This is a genomic window from Micromonospora sp. CA-259024 (genome assembly GCF_050936255.1).
GTDB lineage: Bacteria > Actinomycetota > Actinomycetes > Mycobacteriales > Micromonosporaceae > Micromonospora.
In genome coordinates this window covers 1,084,952-1,099,497 of record NZ_JBNJND010000001.1, presented here as the reverse complement: position 1 = coordinate 1,099,497, position 14,546 = coordinate 1,084,952, and the positions used below count along the sequence as shown (strand labels likewise).

Here is a 14,546-nt window from a genome sequence, read left to right as displayed (position 1 = left end):
TCCTTTCGCGGTGCGAGGACGGCGTGCGCCGATCACGCCTGGGGGTGGTGGTGCGAGACATGCGAATGCATCGTTGCGTCCCGATCGCGGGTGCGTCAAGCACTCTCCCGCCATCCGTGAGAGCGTTATCTCCGCAGGTCAGGGGCGACCGTGCGAAGTAAGATCGAATAACGGTTTTCGGGCCACGATCCACACGCGGAGGGCCCCGGTGCAGGTGCCTGCACTCGGGGCCCTTCCAACCGTCGGTCAGCGTGAGTAGTACTCGACGACGAGTTGCTCGTCGCAGACCACCGGGACCTCCGAGCGGAGCGGGAGCCGGGTCAGCCGAGCGGTCAGGCCGGGCAGGTTGACCTCAAGGTAGGGGGCGAGACGTTCCGGGGCATGCGCCCCGGCCGCCGCGACGACGAACGGCGCCTTGCCCCGACTGCGCTCCGCCACCTCGATGACGTCACCGGGTTGCAGCCGCGCGGACGGCCGGTCCAGGCGACGGCCGTTCACCGTGACGTGCTGATGGGTGACGATCTGGCGGGCCTGGTAGATGGTGCGGGCGAACCCGGCTCGCAGCACCAGCGCGTCCAGCCGACTCTCCAGCTCGACGATCAGCTCCTCACCGGTCTTGCCGGGCCGACGCACGGCCCGGTCGAACGCGCGCCGGAGCTGCCCCTCGTGCAGGTCGTACTGCGCCTTGAGTCGCTGCTTCTCCAGCAGCCGGACCTTGTAGTCGCTGGTGGTGCGTCGTGCCCGACCGTGCTGCCCCGGCGGGAACGGGCGGCGTTCGAAGTAGCGCACGCACTTCGGGGTCAGCGCGATGCCCAGGGCACGGGAGCGCTTGACCTTGGGACGGGTCTGATTCATCCTTCACCTCTCAAGTAAGGTAAGGCTAACCTTATTAGGAGATGATCGCCTTGAGCAAGCCCTCGACCAGCACGGCGGATTCCACGGACGACGCGGGTGTCCGAATCCGATCGATGCTCGTCGCCGCCGATTCCCTCACCCTGCACATCCCGGGCGTCGAGGCGTACGTCGTCGGACGGCACGCCGTGACGAGCGACGGTCGGCTGCGGGTCGACCTACCGGCCGGCTGCCACCTGGCCGACCACCTCGCACACCAGCGGGAGACCGTCGCGATGGTCGAGGTGACCGACCTGGCGCCCACCCCGGTACGCGACCGGGTGCGCGGGCGCGCCACGTTCACCGGCTGGTTGGTGACCGAGGCCGCCGCGACCGGGATCGATCAGGAGCTGGTGACGGTCCTCGACCTCGCCACCGCCGAGCTGACCGTCGACGGTCACACGACGTGCGTCGACGCGGACGAGTTCGCGGCCGCCCAACCCGACCCGCTGGCCGCCGTCGAGGCCGATCTGTTGTGCCACCTCGACCACCACCACCCACACACCGTCGAGGCACTGAGCCGGCTGATACCCGCCCGCCACCTTCAGGGTGTTCGCCAGGTCCGGCCGGTACGCCTGGACCGCCACGGTGTCGTACTCCGGTTGGAGCTGAGCAAGGGTGACCTGGACGTCCGGCTGAACTTCCGGGCGCCACTGAGGCATCCGGACGAACTCGGCACGCAGATCGAGGAGCTACTTCGGCACGCGCGCGGCTGCCGCGCCCGACACGCCCGCTGACGATCGCCGCCCTCGTCGGCGGTTAGGCAAGCCGGCCTACGCGAAATACTCCTAAAAGGGACGGTTGATAGGGAGTTGTCCCGTCGAGGCCGGGTATGAAGGTGACCCGGCACCACCGACGGAAGCGAGATCGCCAGGACCGACATGCTGGAGATGCCGCGGGTACACGGGTGCACTGTCACCGACTGCGGCTACAACCACGACGGCTGCCACGCGTTCGCCATCACCATCGGCTGGAGTGCCACGCGCTGTCCACCCGGGTGGGTCCGGGTCAGGACATCGCGGACTGTCAGACGTACGAGCCGCGCTGATCCCGGCGCGACGCGGATGAGGGACGGCCGCCACGGCCGTCCCTCATCCGCGTTAGAGGCCGGCTACGCGGGGACGACCATCGGTGTTCCGGCGATCGGGTCGGGTACGACGAGGCAGCTGAGACCGAAGACCTGCTCGACGAGGTCGCCGGTGACCACGTCGACCGGCGCTCCCTCGGCGACGATCGAACCGCCGGACATCGCGATGAGGTGGTCGCAGTAACGGCAGGCGAGGTTGAGATCGTGCATGACGATGACGATGGTCTTGCCCGACTCCGCGTTCAGTTTCCGCAGCAGCCGCAGCAACTCGACCTGGTGGTTGATGTCCAGGTAGGTGGTGGGTTCGTCGAGGAGCAGCAGGTCGGTGTCCTGAGCCAGGGCCATGGCCACCCAGACGCGCTGGCGTTGACCGCCGGACAGTTCCCGGATCGGACGGTCGATCAGGTCCGCGGTGCCGGTGGCGTCGAGTGCCCGGGCGACGGCCTCGTGGTCGTGGTCGCTCCATCGTCGGAACCAGCCCTGGTGGGGGTAGCGACCGCGGGCGACGAGGTCGGCGACGGTGATGCCGTCGGGCGCGACGGGAGTCTGCGGGAGCAGCCCGAGCACCTTGGCCACGTCGATGTTCCGCAGGTCGGCGAGGGACCTGCCGTCGAGCAGGACGGTGCCGGCGCGCGGCGCGAGCAGTCGGGCCAGGCCACGGAGCAGGGTGGACTTGCCGCAGGCGTTGGCGCCGACGATCGCGGTGACCTTGCCGTCGAGCACGGTGACGTCGAGGTCGTCGACGATGGTCCGGTCGTCGTAGCCGAGGGTGAGGCCCTCGGCGCGTAGTCGGGTCATCCGCCCGCTCCTTGCCGGTTGGTGGTGGCCAGAAGCCACAGCAGGTAGGGAGCACCGACCGCACCGGTCACCACGCCGGTGGGCAGGGGTGTGGGCAGCAGGTGCACAGCGATGAGGTCGGCGGTGAGCAGCAGCGCGGCGCCGACCAGTGCGGCCGGGAGGACACCCCGGGCGGCTGGGCCGAGGAGCCGGTTGGCGATCGGCCCGGCCACGAGAGCGACGAAGGCGATCGGCCCCGCCACGGACACCGCCAGGGCGACCAGCACGACGGCGGTGCCGAGCAGCCCGGCGCGACTGAGTTCGGCCCGGGTGCCCAGCATGCGGGCGGCGTCGTCGCCGAGTTCGAGGGCGCTCAGTGGCCGTTGGAGCAGTACGGCGACCGGCAGCAGGACGACCAGAGCAACGGTGAGCAGGCGCAACTCGGTGGTGCTGGCCTGCCCTACCGAGCCGATCAGCCAGTGCATGGCCTGGCGGGCCTCGAAGAGCTGTGCCCGGCTGAGCACGTAGCCGATCAGGCCCTCGAAGAAGACCGCCACTCCGATCCCGATGAGGATGAAGCGGTAGCCACTGACGCCGTCGCGCCAGGCCAGCAGGTACATCGCCAGGGCGGCGACGATCGCGCCGCCGAGTGCGAGCCCACTGACGACGAGCCCGCTGGCCTGGAGAAGCACGATCCCGGTGACGGCCGCCAGCCCCGCTCCCGAGGTGATGCCGACGAAGTCCGGGGACGCGAGGGGGTTGCGCAGCAACTGTTGGAAGATCGTCCCCGAGGCGCCGAGTGCGAGCCCGACCGTCAGGGCGGCGGCCGCGGTCGGCAACCGCAGGCCACGGACGACGAAGTCGACGCTGGGATTGTCGGACAGGTGCAGCACCGACGCGATGACCTCTCCGGCACCGATGCGGAAGCTGCCCACCATCATGGTGAGCACGAAGAGGGCGCAGACCGCCACGGTCAGGGCGCAGGTCACCACGATGGACCGGCCGGCTCGACGCCTCCGGTTGGCGCGCAGCGCAGCCGCCGTGCCGGATGCGGCGGTGCCGAGGTCGCTCGGGGCCGTCGTCGTTGTCGTCATCTGCTCACACCTCCGACAGCCGGCCGTAGCGCACGATCGCGATGAACGCGGGCGCACCGATCAGCCCGAGGACCACCCCGACCTGGAGCTCGTCGGGGGCGGCCGCCACGCGGCCGAGCACGTCGGCGAGCAACAGGACGATGGGGGCCAGCAGCATCGAGTACGGCAGGATCCACCGGTAGTCGGGGCCGCAGATGAACCGTGCCAGGTGCGGCACGACGAGCCCGACGAAGACGATCGGCCCGCAGGCGGCGGTCGCCGCGCCGGCGAGAACCGCGACCACGGCGAAGGCGGCCGCCCGGGTGCGGGTCACCTGCTGGCCGAGGCCACGCGCGACGTCCTCGCCGAGCGCGAGGCCGTTGATGGCACGCCCGAAACCCAGGGACGCGGCGAGGCCGAGGAGCAGGAACGGCGCGACCCCGGTCAGGATCGGGCCGTACCGGCCGGCGAGTGACCCCACCTGCCAGAACCGCAGCTCGTTGAGGGCGTCCACGTTCGTCATCACGATCCCGCTGGTCACCGAGGTCAGGCCGGCGGTGACAGCCGCGCCCGCCAGGGCCAGCTTGACCGGGGTGGCACCCTCCCGGCCGAGCGACGCGATCGCGTACACCAGCGCGAGCGCCGCGATCGCGCCGGCGAAGGCGAACCAGACGTAGACACCGACGCCGCGTACGCCGAGCACGGTGATGGCGAAGACCACGAACGCGGCGGCGCCAGAGTTGATGCCCAGGATTCCCGCGTCCGCCAGGGGGTTGCGGGTGACGCCCTGCAGAATCGCCCCGGCCACGCCGAGCGCGGCGCCGACCAGGATGCCGAGCAGAGTGCGGGGTACCCGCATCTCCAGCGTGACGGTGCTGCTGATCGGCCCGTCGCTGTCGAGGCTGAACAGGGCGTGCAGCACCTCCGACAACCCGATCGAACGCGAGCCCATGGTCACACTGAGGAAGCTGACGAGAGCGAGGACCACGCAGAGGACGACGAGCCCCGGCCCGAGGGCAGAGGCTCGCCGCACGCCTCTGGTCGAGGTGCGCGCTCCGAGCTGGCTAGTTGCCGACATTCGGATCCGCGGACTTGACCGCCACGGTCAGCTTGTCCAGCTCGGTGGCGAAGTCACCGTACGTGTGCAGCCAGAACGCCGGCCACGAGACGGTGGCGCCAGCCTTGGCCGCCTTGATCTTGAACCAGGTCGGCTGCTTCTTGCCCCACTCGGCGTTGGCGGTCGGCGTGAAGGACCGGCCGTCCCACAGGATGAGGTCCGGCTGGTACTTGTCCGCGTTCTCCCAGCTCAGGTTCTCCCAGTACGGGAAGGCCGGGTCCGGGCTGGCCGGGTTGATCACCTTCAGGCCCCAGGTCTGCAGGTCCAGCAGTTCGGGTGCGTACTCGGGGTTCGCGACGTAGACCTTCTCGGTCGCGGGCGACATCGCCGCCACCGTCAGGCCCGGCTTGCCCGAGGCAGCCGCCTTGAACGTGGCCACCGCCTCCTCGAAGCGCTTCTTGTTCGCCGCGATCTGGGGGCTGTTCACATCGGCGCCGAGGCTCTCGGCGAGATCCTCGTACCCCTCGGCCAGCGCGACGATCGACTTGCCCTGCGCGACCCCGACGACGGGGGCCAACTCGGCGAGCTTCTTGCTCTTCTCGTCGACGCCTTCCTCCATGCCGCTGTGCGCCTTCTCGGCCGGCCACCAGTCGCCGACGATCAGGTCCGGACGCAGGGCCGCGGCCTTCTCCACGTCGATCTTGCCCCACTCCTCGCCGAGGATCTCGATACCGGTGAGGTCGAGGTTCCTCAGGTTGGGGTCGGTCTTGACCGGCTCGTCTGCGTAGACGCCGACCGGCTTGATACCGAAGGACATGAGCGCCGCGGCCTCGCCGGCGTGCGCGATGATCCGCGTCGGTGTCCTGTCCGCCTTGACCACCTGACCCGACCCGTCCTCGAACGACCAGGGGCCGGAGGCGTTGGCGGCGGCGGAGTCACCGGTACCAGTGTCGTTGCCACAGCCGGTGAGCCCGCCGAGCACGGCGCTCAGCGCCGCCACGGCCAGAACCGGACGCCATGAGTGCATGGTGAAGTTCCCGATCTGTCGAAAGACCCGAGCCACCCGGCTCGAAAGTTAGGTTAGGCTAACCAACGTCGCCGGTTTTGCCAACGCGGGGGTACCAGGACCTCGAAGAACGGCCACGCGGACGCCGTCAGGTCTCAGCGACCGCCCGCGACCAGCTCGGCGATCATCCCTTCGCAGCTGCGGACGACGACCTGGGCCCCGCGCCGCTGCGCGAGCGGAAGCAGCGGGTCCTCCGCCCGGTCCCGCCATCGCCACTGCGCGTCGGCGGCGACCTCCCAGAGCCGCTGCACGGTCGCCTCGTGCTCGACACCGAGCCGGGCGGCCAGGCCCACCCCGCTCCCCCCGATCAGCCGCTGCGCCTCGGCGGCCAGCTCGGCATCGAACCCGAGCCGGGTGTTCCGCAGCGCCACCAGCAGGCGCAGTTCCCGGAACTCGTGCGCGCCGGCGAGGATCTGCTCGACCGCGCCGGCCAGCTCGGCGGAACCCCGGGTGGGCTCGGCCCGCAGCAGCGCCTCCACCGCGGCCAGCGCGGAGCGGGCCTTGAGGGTGTCGCGGCGATCGATGAAACAGCGTGTCACCGACTCGCGCAGCTCGGTGAGACCGCTGCGCCGAATGAGTTCGGCAGAGAGCTTCACCCGGCTGTCGAAGCCACTGCGCACCAATGTGGTCGCCAGCCGGACACCGAAGACCCCGAACCGATCCAGCAACGCGGCGCGCACCTCGGTTTCCAGCCGTACCGGCAGCTCGCCACGGAGGAAGCGGTCGGCGGAGATCAGGTGGGTCTCCAGCTCCGCGCGGGGCACCTGGGCGAGGGTCGCGAGCGCGGCGAAGTCCGACTCGCCGAGCATCCTGCCCGCCAGTCCGATCATTCCACTGCACGCCACCACGTTCACGCTGAGCGCGCTGACCCGCGGATCGCGGTAGTGCCGCCGAGCGAGCTGCCGGGCGGTGAGCAGCCCGTCGATCCGGCCTCCACCGATCTCGTCCGCCCTGGACAGCACCATGATCACATTGACCGGGGCAGCCTGCCCGACCGCGCTGTCCCGGCCGGACTCCAGCACCCGCAGATCACTGTCGCGACCATCGCGGGTCAGATACAACACCGCGTCCGACTCCCGCAGCACCCGTTCCAACACCGGTACGCGGCCCTGCTCGACGTTGCCGGTGACCGCCGGGGTGTCGATCAGCGTGACCTGCCGCAGCGCCCGCGTCGGCCACTGCACCACGATGTCGCGCACGTCCCCCGCCCCCCAGCCGAGATCCACCCGCAGCCCGGTGGCCGACTTGACCACCGCCAGGTCCTGTGGAGGCTGACCGTCCGGATAGGCCGTGGCGCGCGGCGCGGCACCGTCCTCATACCAGGTGAAGACACCGTCCGCCCTCTCGACCGGCGCGACCTCCTCACCCATCAGCGCGTTGAGGACGGTCGACTTGCCGGACCGCCACGGGCCGGCGACCGCGATCCGCAGCGGTTGCTCCAACCGGGCCACCTGGCGCCGCAACTGCGCGACGGCGCGGGGATTGTCCTGGTAGAGGTCGATGGCCTGGTGCAGCAACCCCCATGCCGCCTCGTCCAGGCGCAGTCCCACGGTCATGCTTGCGGTTCCAGCAGCAACGGCGCGGGACGGGAGCCGGTCAACTGCTGAGCCTGCTCGTAGAGCGCGGCCAACCGGGTCATCTTCAGCCGGATCTCGCGCTGTCGCTGCTCGCGCAGGGAGGCATCGGTGTCGGCCTCCTGCTTCGCGCTGCGGAACGACTGGACGATGGCCTCCTGGAGCTCCTCGGTCAGGCCCGTGAAGTGGTCCCGCAGCATCCGCTGCACCTGCCGGGCGGTGTCCCGGCAGTCTCGGACCATCCGGACGAAGAAGTCGTCGACATGCCGCTGGATGGCCGTCTTGACGACCGCCTGCCGGCGGCGGAGCAACTGCTTGCTCTCGTCCCGGATGCTCTTGCCGCCGAAGAGCGCGCCGATGCCGACCGAGACCGGGTTGATCATCGGCATCCCGGCCAGCGTGGTCGCCAGACCGAACATCAGCATGCCGCCGTAGGAACCCTTCATGCCGGTGAACAGCTTCTGGCCCGTGGTGAACCGGTCGATCGTCGGCCGTTCCAGATCTGGCAGTCGCTCACCGATGTCGTCGGGCATCGTCATCGACCAGGGTGGCAGCACGTCGTAGCCGTACCGGTTGAAGTTGGCGGCCACCCGGCGGGCGATCCAGTCGCAGCGCTGGATCAGCCACTCGTGGTTGGCCTCCGCCGCCTCCACCAGGCTCCGCTCCAGCCAGTCCTGGAAGGTGTCCCAGGCGACCAACGGATCGGCCGTGTCGAACGCCTCGTCCACCGTACGCAGGATCTGCCGGGTCCGGTCGCGAAGGTCGTACTCGATGTCGGAGAGCAGGTCGGCAATCTCGTCGTTGAGTGTGTTCTGCCAGCGGGTGGAGCACCGGCGCAGCTCGTCGACCTCGCGCTGCGCCGCGTGCAGCCGGGAGATCGGCCCGGACTGCTCCTCGGCCTCCTGGGTCGCCAGTTCGGCGCGCAGTGGCGCGGCCAACTGCTCCACCACCGTCCGGGCCACCGTCTGCACCGACACCCTGGCCAGTTGGTCGGCCTTGCCGGCCAGGTCCCGCTGAAGCCGGGCGATCAGCGCGGGAAAGCCGGACTCCGCGTTGAGGCCACGGTCGTCGACCGCGGCGGCGCGTAGTCGCAGCGTCGCCGAGACCGGGATCAGCGTCACCGCGACGCCGGCTTCGGCCAGGTGCTGCCGGTTGCGCTCGGCGACCGCGCGCCAGTCCGCCGCCAGATCGGTCTTGCTCTGCACCACGACCACGTTCGGATGCGAGCGCATGACGTGCAGCAGCATGTTCAGCTCGGAGACCGACAGTTCCCGAGTGGAGTCCGAGACCAGCAGCACGGTGTCCGCCCGGGCGGGAGCGGCGACCGAGGCGGCGCCGCCGATGGCGGCTATCTCGTCGGTGCCGGGAGTGTCCACCAGCACCAGCCCGGCGCCGAGCAGGGCGCGGGGCACCCCGATCTCGACGTACGCCGGACCGCCACCGGGCCGCCGCCCGACCAGGCCGGCCACGCCCGCCGCGACCTGGTTGAGCGCCATCGGGGTGCGCTCGACGGTCACCGCGACGGCGGTGCCGGCGGGACGGCCCGGGGCTGGTGGCGGTGCCTGGGCCACGGCGGCGGAGGGAGCCTCGGCGTGCCGCACCACGGTCGGCAGGACGGTCGTACGACCGTCGCCGACCGGGCAGGCCGGAGCGTTGATGATCGCGTTGATCAACTGGCTCTTACCCTGGTTCGGCTCGCCGATGACCAGGACGCGGAGCGTCGGGTCCAGCAGTTGGGCACGCTTCTGCCGCACCGTCTGGAGTAGGTCACCACGACCGTGTGCACTGCACGTGCGAGCGATCTCGTCCAGTACGTCCAACCAGATCCCGGCCATCACCGCACCAAGTGTGCGGATTTCGGCTCAATTATCAAGAGGGACCGGATGTGGAACCGGAGAGGGCCGGATCGCCTGAAGCGATCCGGCCCTCCGTTCCGACCGGAAATCCCCGTCAGAGCAGACCGCCGGTGATGCCCAGCAGCCCCTGGTCGGACGAGGTGTGCCCATCGTCGTGCGAGTCGCCCAACACACCGTCGGTGACCCCGCCGGTCACGTCACCGACCGTGCCGGTGACACCGGGGAGCAGACTGTCCACCTGGTGCGTCACACCGCCCACCGCGGACGGCACGTCGAGCGGCGGGACCACGCCGCCGACAACGCCGCCGCCGTGCCCCAGGCCGAGCCCGCCCAGGGTGTCCCCGACACCGAGGGAGCCGACGACACCGTCGACCTGACCGGTGGTGCCGGAGAGGACACCACCGGTCAGGTCGCCGCCGAGCAGACCCGGGTCGGTGGCGCCGAGCAGACCGGTCGGGTCGCCGACCGTGCCGGTGACGTCCCCGAGCACCGGGTCCGTGATGGCGTCCACCGGCTGCACCACGTCGGCGTCGAGGGTGTACGCCACGTCGGAGACACCGGCCAGGTCGGTGTCGAGGCCGCTCGGACCGACGCCCAGACCGATCCCCGGCAGCACGGTGACGCCGGCGGCGGCGGCCGACGGGTCGACCGCGATGGCGCCGAGCACGCCGGCCTTGACGTCCAGGCCGGTGGGCGAGCTCGTGACGCTGATCTGCTGCGCGACGCTCTGCAGCTGGCCGACCACATCGGTGGTGTCGGTCACCAGCGGGTCCAGCCCGAGCTGCCCGACGGCCGGGGCCAACGGCGCGAGACCCTGCCCCGGCGCGTAGTCGACGACCAACGGTACGACGTCCTGCACGTCGGCCGCGGTGATGTCGGTGAGCCCGGCCGACCGCAACGCACCCTCGGGGTCGAGGTCGAAGGCCGACCGCGCGTCGGGGTTCGTCAGCAGGTCGAGCACGAAGTCGTGGAGGGTCTGGTGCGAGTCCATGTGCCGGTTCTCCTCGGAAGTGGCATCGACGAATGTCTTGCGTCGACAGAGACGCTATTGCCGGGCGCGCCCCCGGGCATCGGGGCTCAACCCGCATCCGGGCCGGTTGAACTAGGGGCTCCGCCACCTCGTACGTTAGGGGGACAGGGGGAAACCGTCCCGGCGAGATTAGGGTCCCGACCAGGGACTGATCTCTGGTACGAACGTAGGAGCCCGCGGGGTTCGCCGGGGGTGGGTCGTCGGAGCAGCACCGACGCCATCGCCACCGACCGGCCAACACACACGGGGAGAGAAGAGACGATGCCGTACGTCCTGGGGATAGACATCGGAAGCACCAACACGGCCGCCGCCGTCGCACGGCGGCACGGCACGACCTGGACGCGCCCCGAGGCCGTCCCGCTGACCGCCGACTCAGCTCTCGTACCGTCCGTGCTGTGCCTGTCGGAGGACGGCTCACTGCACGTCGGCGAGCCCGCGACCGACGACGGCAGCCGCACCACCCGCGACTTCGTCCACCGGATCGGCGACGACGTTCCCCTGCTGCTCGGCGGCGAAGCGTGCGCCCCGCAGACGTTGACCGCCGAACTCGCGGCGTGGGTGGTGGAGCGGACCCACGCCCTGGAGGGTGGCGCGGCCGAGGCGATCGTGCTCAGCCACCCGGCGGGGTGGCGCCCCTACCGGCGCGAGACGCTGCGCCGGGCACTGTCGGACCTTGGCCTGCACCACGTGACGTTGTTGCCCCGCACGGTCACCGTCGCCGAGAGCCACGCGGCGCGCGGGTTCGCGGGCACCACGGCCGTCGTCTACGCCCTGGGCGGCAACAGCTTCGAGGCGGCCCTGGTGCGCCGCACGTCACGCGGCACGTACGAGACGTTCGGCACGCCGCAGGGTCTCGACTCGATTGGTGGCGCCGACTTCGACGAGGCCCTGGCCGAGCATGCCCGTACCATGCTGGCCCGGGAGCTGGCCGCCACCGCACGGCGGGGCGCCATGGCCGCGCTGCGCGGGCTCCGCGCGGAGTGTGACCGGGTCAAGCGGGTGCTGACCGTCGATCTGACGGCCGACGTGGTGCTGGCCCTGCCGGGCGGTCCGGCACGGATACCGGTGACCCGGGCGCAATTCGAGGACATGATCCGCCCGACGGTGCAGGCCACCGTGGACCTCCTGCTTCGGGCCGTGCAGAGTGCCAACCTGACGCCGGCGCAGCTCGATGGCGTCCTGCTGGCGGGCGGCTCCACCCGCGTCCCGCTCGTCACCGAGCTGATCAGCGCGGCCCTCCCGGTTCCCGTCGAGGTGGAGCCGGACTCCCAACTGACCGCCGCCACCGGGGCGGCGATGGCCGCCTGCCAGGTGGTGTCACCGCGCCCTCCCGACCCGGCACCGGTACGCGACCCGGCCCCGGTCAGCGGAGCCGGGCGGGCCACCATTCCGGCACCGCGCCGCCCGCACCACGACACCACCGTCCCGGGCGATCCGCCACCGCGACCCCCGGTCCGGGTCCTCCCACTGGACCTGCCGAAACCGTCCCGCCTGGCGCTGGCCCGTGGCCGGGGACGCGAAGGATGACCTCAATGATCATGAATGACGTCGCCGAATCAGGGCTGACGCTGGACAAGGGGGCGCAGGCCCTGCTGGACACGGTCGTGCGGGACCCGACCGGCCCACTGACCGTCGGCGTCGCGGGCGCTGGCGGTCACGGAAAGACCGCGTTGCTCGCCGAGCTGGCGCGGATGCACCAGCGGGCCGGAGGCACCGTACGCACGGCCACCCCGGAACCGGGCGAACCGGTCGACCCCGACACGCTGGTGCTGGTCGACGACGCGCACCTGCTCGACGACGCACGGATCGAGGTGCTGCTGCGTCTGGTGGCCGCCCGTCGGCACCGACTGGTGGTCGCCTATCGCCCGTGGCCCCGGTCGGCGGCCCTCAGCGACCTGGTCGACGCTCTGCGGCGGGACGGGCAGGCCGTGCTGCTCACGCCGTTCACCCGGGAGCAGACCGCCGCCCACCTCGCCGCCACACCCGGGCTGGGCCGCCGCGACGACCTGGTCGACTTCGTGCACACCCAGACCCTCGGCGTACCCCGGGATGTCGAACGCCTGGTCCGCGGCCTGGCCGGCGCGGAGACGCCGACCGGCGCCGTGGTCAGCCCGCCCCGCTCCGCCATCCTCGACTTCGGACCGGACCTGGACGTTCAGCCCGCCGCCGTACGACGACTGCTGCTCGCCGTCGCGGCGGCCGGGCCGCTGCCGGTGAGCATGCTCGGCGCACTCCTGGGCCGCGAGCCGGCGGAGGTGGAGGACCTGATCTCCACGACCAGGGCCGCCGGGCTGCTCGGCGCCGACGGCCGGCTCGCGCCGATCGTCCGGCGGGCCGTGACGACGCTCAGCCCGACCACCGACCGGACCACGGTCTGGCGCCAGCTCACCGAATTACAGCTCGCTCGGGGCGGCGCGGTGCTGCCGCTGGTCCGCTCCCTGCTCGCGGTCGGCGCACTCGGCGACTGCCCGGCCTCGACCCTCGCGGCCGCGGCGAGTGAGGCCCTGGTCGATGAGCCGGCGTTCGCCGCCGAGCTGTTCGCCGCAGCCACGGCAGCCGGCCAGCCGGCCAGCGCCCAACAGGCGCTCGCCGCCGCCCTCGCCGGCAACCTCGACGACGCCCTGCGGCTGGCGGACCGACTGCTGGCGACGGCCGCGCCGCCCGACCGCTCCGAGGCGGCCGTCGTGGCCGCGACCGCCCTGGCCCACCGCGGTCACGTCGGTCGGAGCGTGGAGCTGTACCGGTGGGCGGGCACCGCCTCGGCGGTGTCGTTCGCCATCGTCGGCAGGCTCGCCACCGGCGACCTGAGCGCCACCGCGGACCAGCCGGCGGGTGACCCCGCGGGCGATCCACCAACCTTGCACGCCAGCGCCGCCCGACTGATGGCCAACGGGGTACGCGAGAGCGTGACCGGCCCGCCGACCGCCGCGCTCTCCGCGCTCGTGCAGGCCGCCGCGCTGTTGGAGCCGGACGGACGGGCGGCGCTGCTACCGGACAGCCCAGCGGCGCTGGCCGCGTTGACGGCGGTGCACTCCGGTGAGCTGGAGATCGCCGAGCGGGTGCTGCACCGGGCGCTCGGCGCCGGTGTCGGTGGCCCGCTGATGGCTCGCCGTCACCGACTGTTGCAGGCCTGGATCCTGATGGTCCGTGGCGAGACGCACGCCGCGACCGAGCGCCTCGCCACGGTGACGCTCGACGGACGGCAGTTGGAGTCACGCGACCTGCTCTTCGCCGCCGCGATCCGCATGGGCATCAGCCGGCGCAACAGCGACCTCGGGGCGCTCAAGCGTGGCTGGGGGCAGGCGCTGGAGGCGGTCGTTCGGCACCCCGTCGACCTGTTCACCCTGCTGCCGCTGAGTGAGTTGGCGATCGCGGGCGCACGGCTGGGAGATGTGGCCAGACTGGAGCCGTACCTGCGGGAGGGGCGTTCGTTGCTCGGCCGACTCGGCGATCCACCACTGTGGAGTGTTCCGCTGCACTGGAGCGGGCTGCACGCCGCGATCCTGACCGGAACGCCCGCGGTCGCCGACGAGCACGTCACCGCGCTCCTCGCCGCCGCCGGCCACAGCCGGTACGCCGCCGTTGTCGCCGCGGCGGCGGAGAGCTGGGTCGAGGTCCTCCGGGGCGTCGTCGACCCGACCCGGGTGGAGGCCGCCGCCCGAGGGCTGCACGACACGGGGCTGTGCTGGGACGCTGCGCGCCTCGCCGGCCAGGCCGCGATCCGTACGGCGGACCGGCGGGCGATGACCACCCTGCTGGAGTGCGCCCGAGCATTGCAGGGGCGCCCGCTCGCCGGGAACGGCGGGCAGACACCGACGACCGGGGAGAGCACGACACGGGTCGCCGGCCCCACCCAGCAGGGGCTCAGCGACCGCGAGTACGAGGTTGCCGAGCTGGTGCTGGCCGGGTTGACCTATCGGGAGATCGGCGACCGACTCTTCATCTCGGCCAAGACCGTGGAACACCACGTGGCACGGATGCGCAACCGGCTGAACTGCGCCAACCGCGCGGAGTTGCTGGCTCTGCTGCGGACCATGGTCGCCGACCGGGCCAGCGACACGGCCGGACAGCCGTGGCCGCAGCGGGCGACGCGATGAGGCACCCGTGGCACGGACGCCACCGCACCGAGCGGAGC

General features: G+C 71.6%; 11 protein-coding genes. 3 read left to right on the top strand and 8 right to left on the bottom strand.

What is annotated here, in order from left to right; translation table 11 throughout:
* Positions 1 to 246: 246 nt before the first annotated feature.
* Positions 247 to 855 carry a 30S ribosomal protein S4 gene (gene rpsD, locus ACQEUX_RS04460; protein WP_433041490.1) on the bottom strand — a complete coding sequence of 203 codons (609 nt, stop codon included), beginning with the start codon at positions 853 to 855 and terminating at the stop codon, positions 247 to 249.
* Between the two features lie 113 nt (positions 856 to 968).
* Between rpsD and ACQEUX_RS04455 the strand changes: the two genes are divergently transcribed.
* Entirely contained in the window at positions 969 to 1,628 is a 660-nt protein-coding gene (locus ACQEUX_RS04455) for a DUF2470 domain-containing protein (protein WP_433049596.1), read from the top strand.
* Positions 1,629 to 2,002: 374 nt separating this feature from the next.
* Here ACQEUX_RS04455 and ACQEUX_RS04450 read toward each other — a convergent pair whose 3' ends face one another.
* From ACQEUX_RS04450 to ACQEUX_RS04420, 7 genes are all read right to left on the bottom strand, one after another.
* A complete protein-coding gene (locus tag ACQEUX_RS04450) occupies positions 2,003 to 2,776 on the bottom strand; it encodes an ABC transporter ATP-binding protein (protein WP_433041487.1) in 774 nt (257 codons plus the stop codon).
* Positions 2,773 to 3,849 (bottom strand): FecCD family ABC transporter permease, encoded by a 1,077-nt coding sequence (locus ACQEUX_RS04445; protein WP_433041484.1) that lies wholly within the window; start codon positions 3,847 to 3,849, stop codon positions 2,773 to 2,775. The genes ACQEUX_RS04450 and ACQEUX_RS04445 overlap by 4 nt, the downstream gene beginning before the upstream one ends.
* A 4-nt stretch (positions 3,850 to 3,853) precedes the next feature.
* Positions 3,854 to 4,861 (bottom strand): FecCD family ABC transporter permease, encoded by a 1,008-nt coding sequence (locus ACQEUX_RS04440; RefSeq protein WP_433041481.1) that lies wholly within the window; start codon positions 4,859 to 4,861, stop codon positions 3,854 to 3,856.
* Positions 4,862 to 4,892: 31 nt separating this feature from the next.
* Positions 4,893 to 5,912, bottom strand: coding sequence for an ABC transporter substrate-binding protein (locus ACQEUX_RS04435; protein WP_433041478.1), 1,020 nt, complete (start codon positions 5,910 to 5,912; stop codon positions 4,893 to 4,895).
* 134 nt (positions 5,913 to 6,046) lie between these two features.
* Positions 6,047 to 7,507: a dynamin family protein gene (locus ACQEUX_RS04430; RefSeq protein WP_433041475.1), complete on the bottom strand. Its 1,461-nt coding sequence runs from the start codon at positions 7,505 to 7,507 to the stop codon at positions 6,047 to 6,049.
* Positions 7,504 to 9,360 (bottom strand): dynamin family protein, encoded by a 1,857-nt coding sequence (locus tag ACQEUX_RS04425; protein ID WP_433049593.1) that lies wholly within the window; start codon positions 9,358 to 9,360, stop codon positions 7,504 to 7,506. Before ACQEUX_RS04425 ends, ACQEUX_RS04430 begins: the two co-directional genes overlap by 4 nt.
* A gap of 115 nt (positions 9,361 to 9,475) precedes the next feature.
* Complete coding sequence (locus ACQEUX_RS04420) at positions 9,476 to 10,372, bottom strand: IniB N-terminal domain-containing protein (protein ID WP_433041472.1); 897 nt, start codon at positions 10,370 to 10,372, stop codon at positions 9,476 to 9,478.
* Between the two features lie 300 nt (positions 10,373 to 10,672).
* Between ACQEUX_RS04420 and ACQEUX_RS04415 the strand changes: the two genes are divergently transcribed.
* On the top strand, positions 10,673 to 11,938 hold the full coding sequence (locus ACQEUX_RS04415; protein ID WP_433041469.1) for an Hsp70 family protein: 1,266 nt from the start codon (positions 10,673 to 10,675) through the stop codon (positions 11,936 to 11,938).
* Between the two features lie 5 nt (positions 11,939 to 11,943).
* Positions 11,944 to 14,508: a LuxR C-terminal-related transcriptional regulator gene (locus ACQEUX_RS04410; protein ID WP_433041466.1), complete on the top strand. Its 2,565-nt coding sequence runs from the start codon at positions 11,944 to 11,946 to the stop codon at positions 14,506 to 14,508.
* Positions 14,509 to 14,546: the final 38 nt, after the last annotated feature.

What these genes read in the sequence shown, in the direction of transcription:
- ACQEUX_RS04430 (WP_433041475.1), bottom strand. Translation starts at nt 7,507, where the DNA reads ATGACCGTGGGACTGCGCCTGGACGAGGCGGCATGGGGGTTGCTGCAC.
- ACQEUX_RS04420 (WP_433041472.1), bottom strand. Translation starts at nt 10,372, where the DNA reads ATGGACTCGCACCAGACCCTCCACGACTTCGTGCTCGACCTGCTGACG.
- ACQEUX_RS04455 (WP_433049596.1), top strand. Translation starts at nt 969, where the DNA reads ATGCTCGTCGCCGCCGATTCCCTCACCCTGCACATCCCGGGCGTCGAG.
- ACQEUX_RS04435 (WP_433041478.1), bottom strand. Translation starts at nt 5,912, where the DNA reads ATGCACTCATGGCGTCCGGTTCTGGCCGTGGCGGCGCTGAGCGCCGTG.
- rpsD (WP_433041490.1), bottom strand. Translation starts at nt 855, where the DNA reads ATGAATCAGACCCGTCCCAAGGTCAAGCGCTCCCGTGCCCTGGGCATC.
- ACQEUX_RS04445 (WP_433041484.1), bottom strand. Translation starts at nt 3,849, where the DNA reads ATGACGACAACGACGACGGCCCCGAGCGACCTCGGCACCGCCGCATCC.
- ACQEUX_RS04415 (WP_433041469.1), top strand. Translation starts at nt 10,673, where the DNA reads ATGCCGTACGTCCTGGGGATAGACATCGGAAGCACCAACACGGCCGCC.
- ACQEUX_RS04410 (WP_433041466.1), top strand. Translation starts at nt 11,944, where the DNA reads ATGATCATGAATGACGTCGCCGAATCAGGGCTGACGCTGGACAAGGGG.
- ACQEUX_RS04425 (WP_433049593.1), bottom strand. Translation starts at nt 9,360, where the DNA reads ATGGCCGGGATCTGGTTGGACGTACTGGACGAGATCGCTCGCACGTGC.
- ACQEUX_RS04450 (WP_433041487.1), bottom strand. Translation starts at nt 2,776, where the DNA reads ATGACCCGACTACGCGCCGAGGGCCTCACCCTCGGCTACGACGACCGG.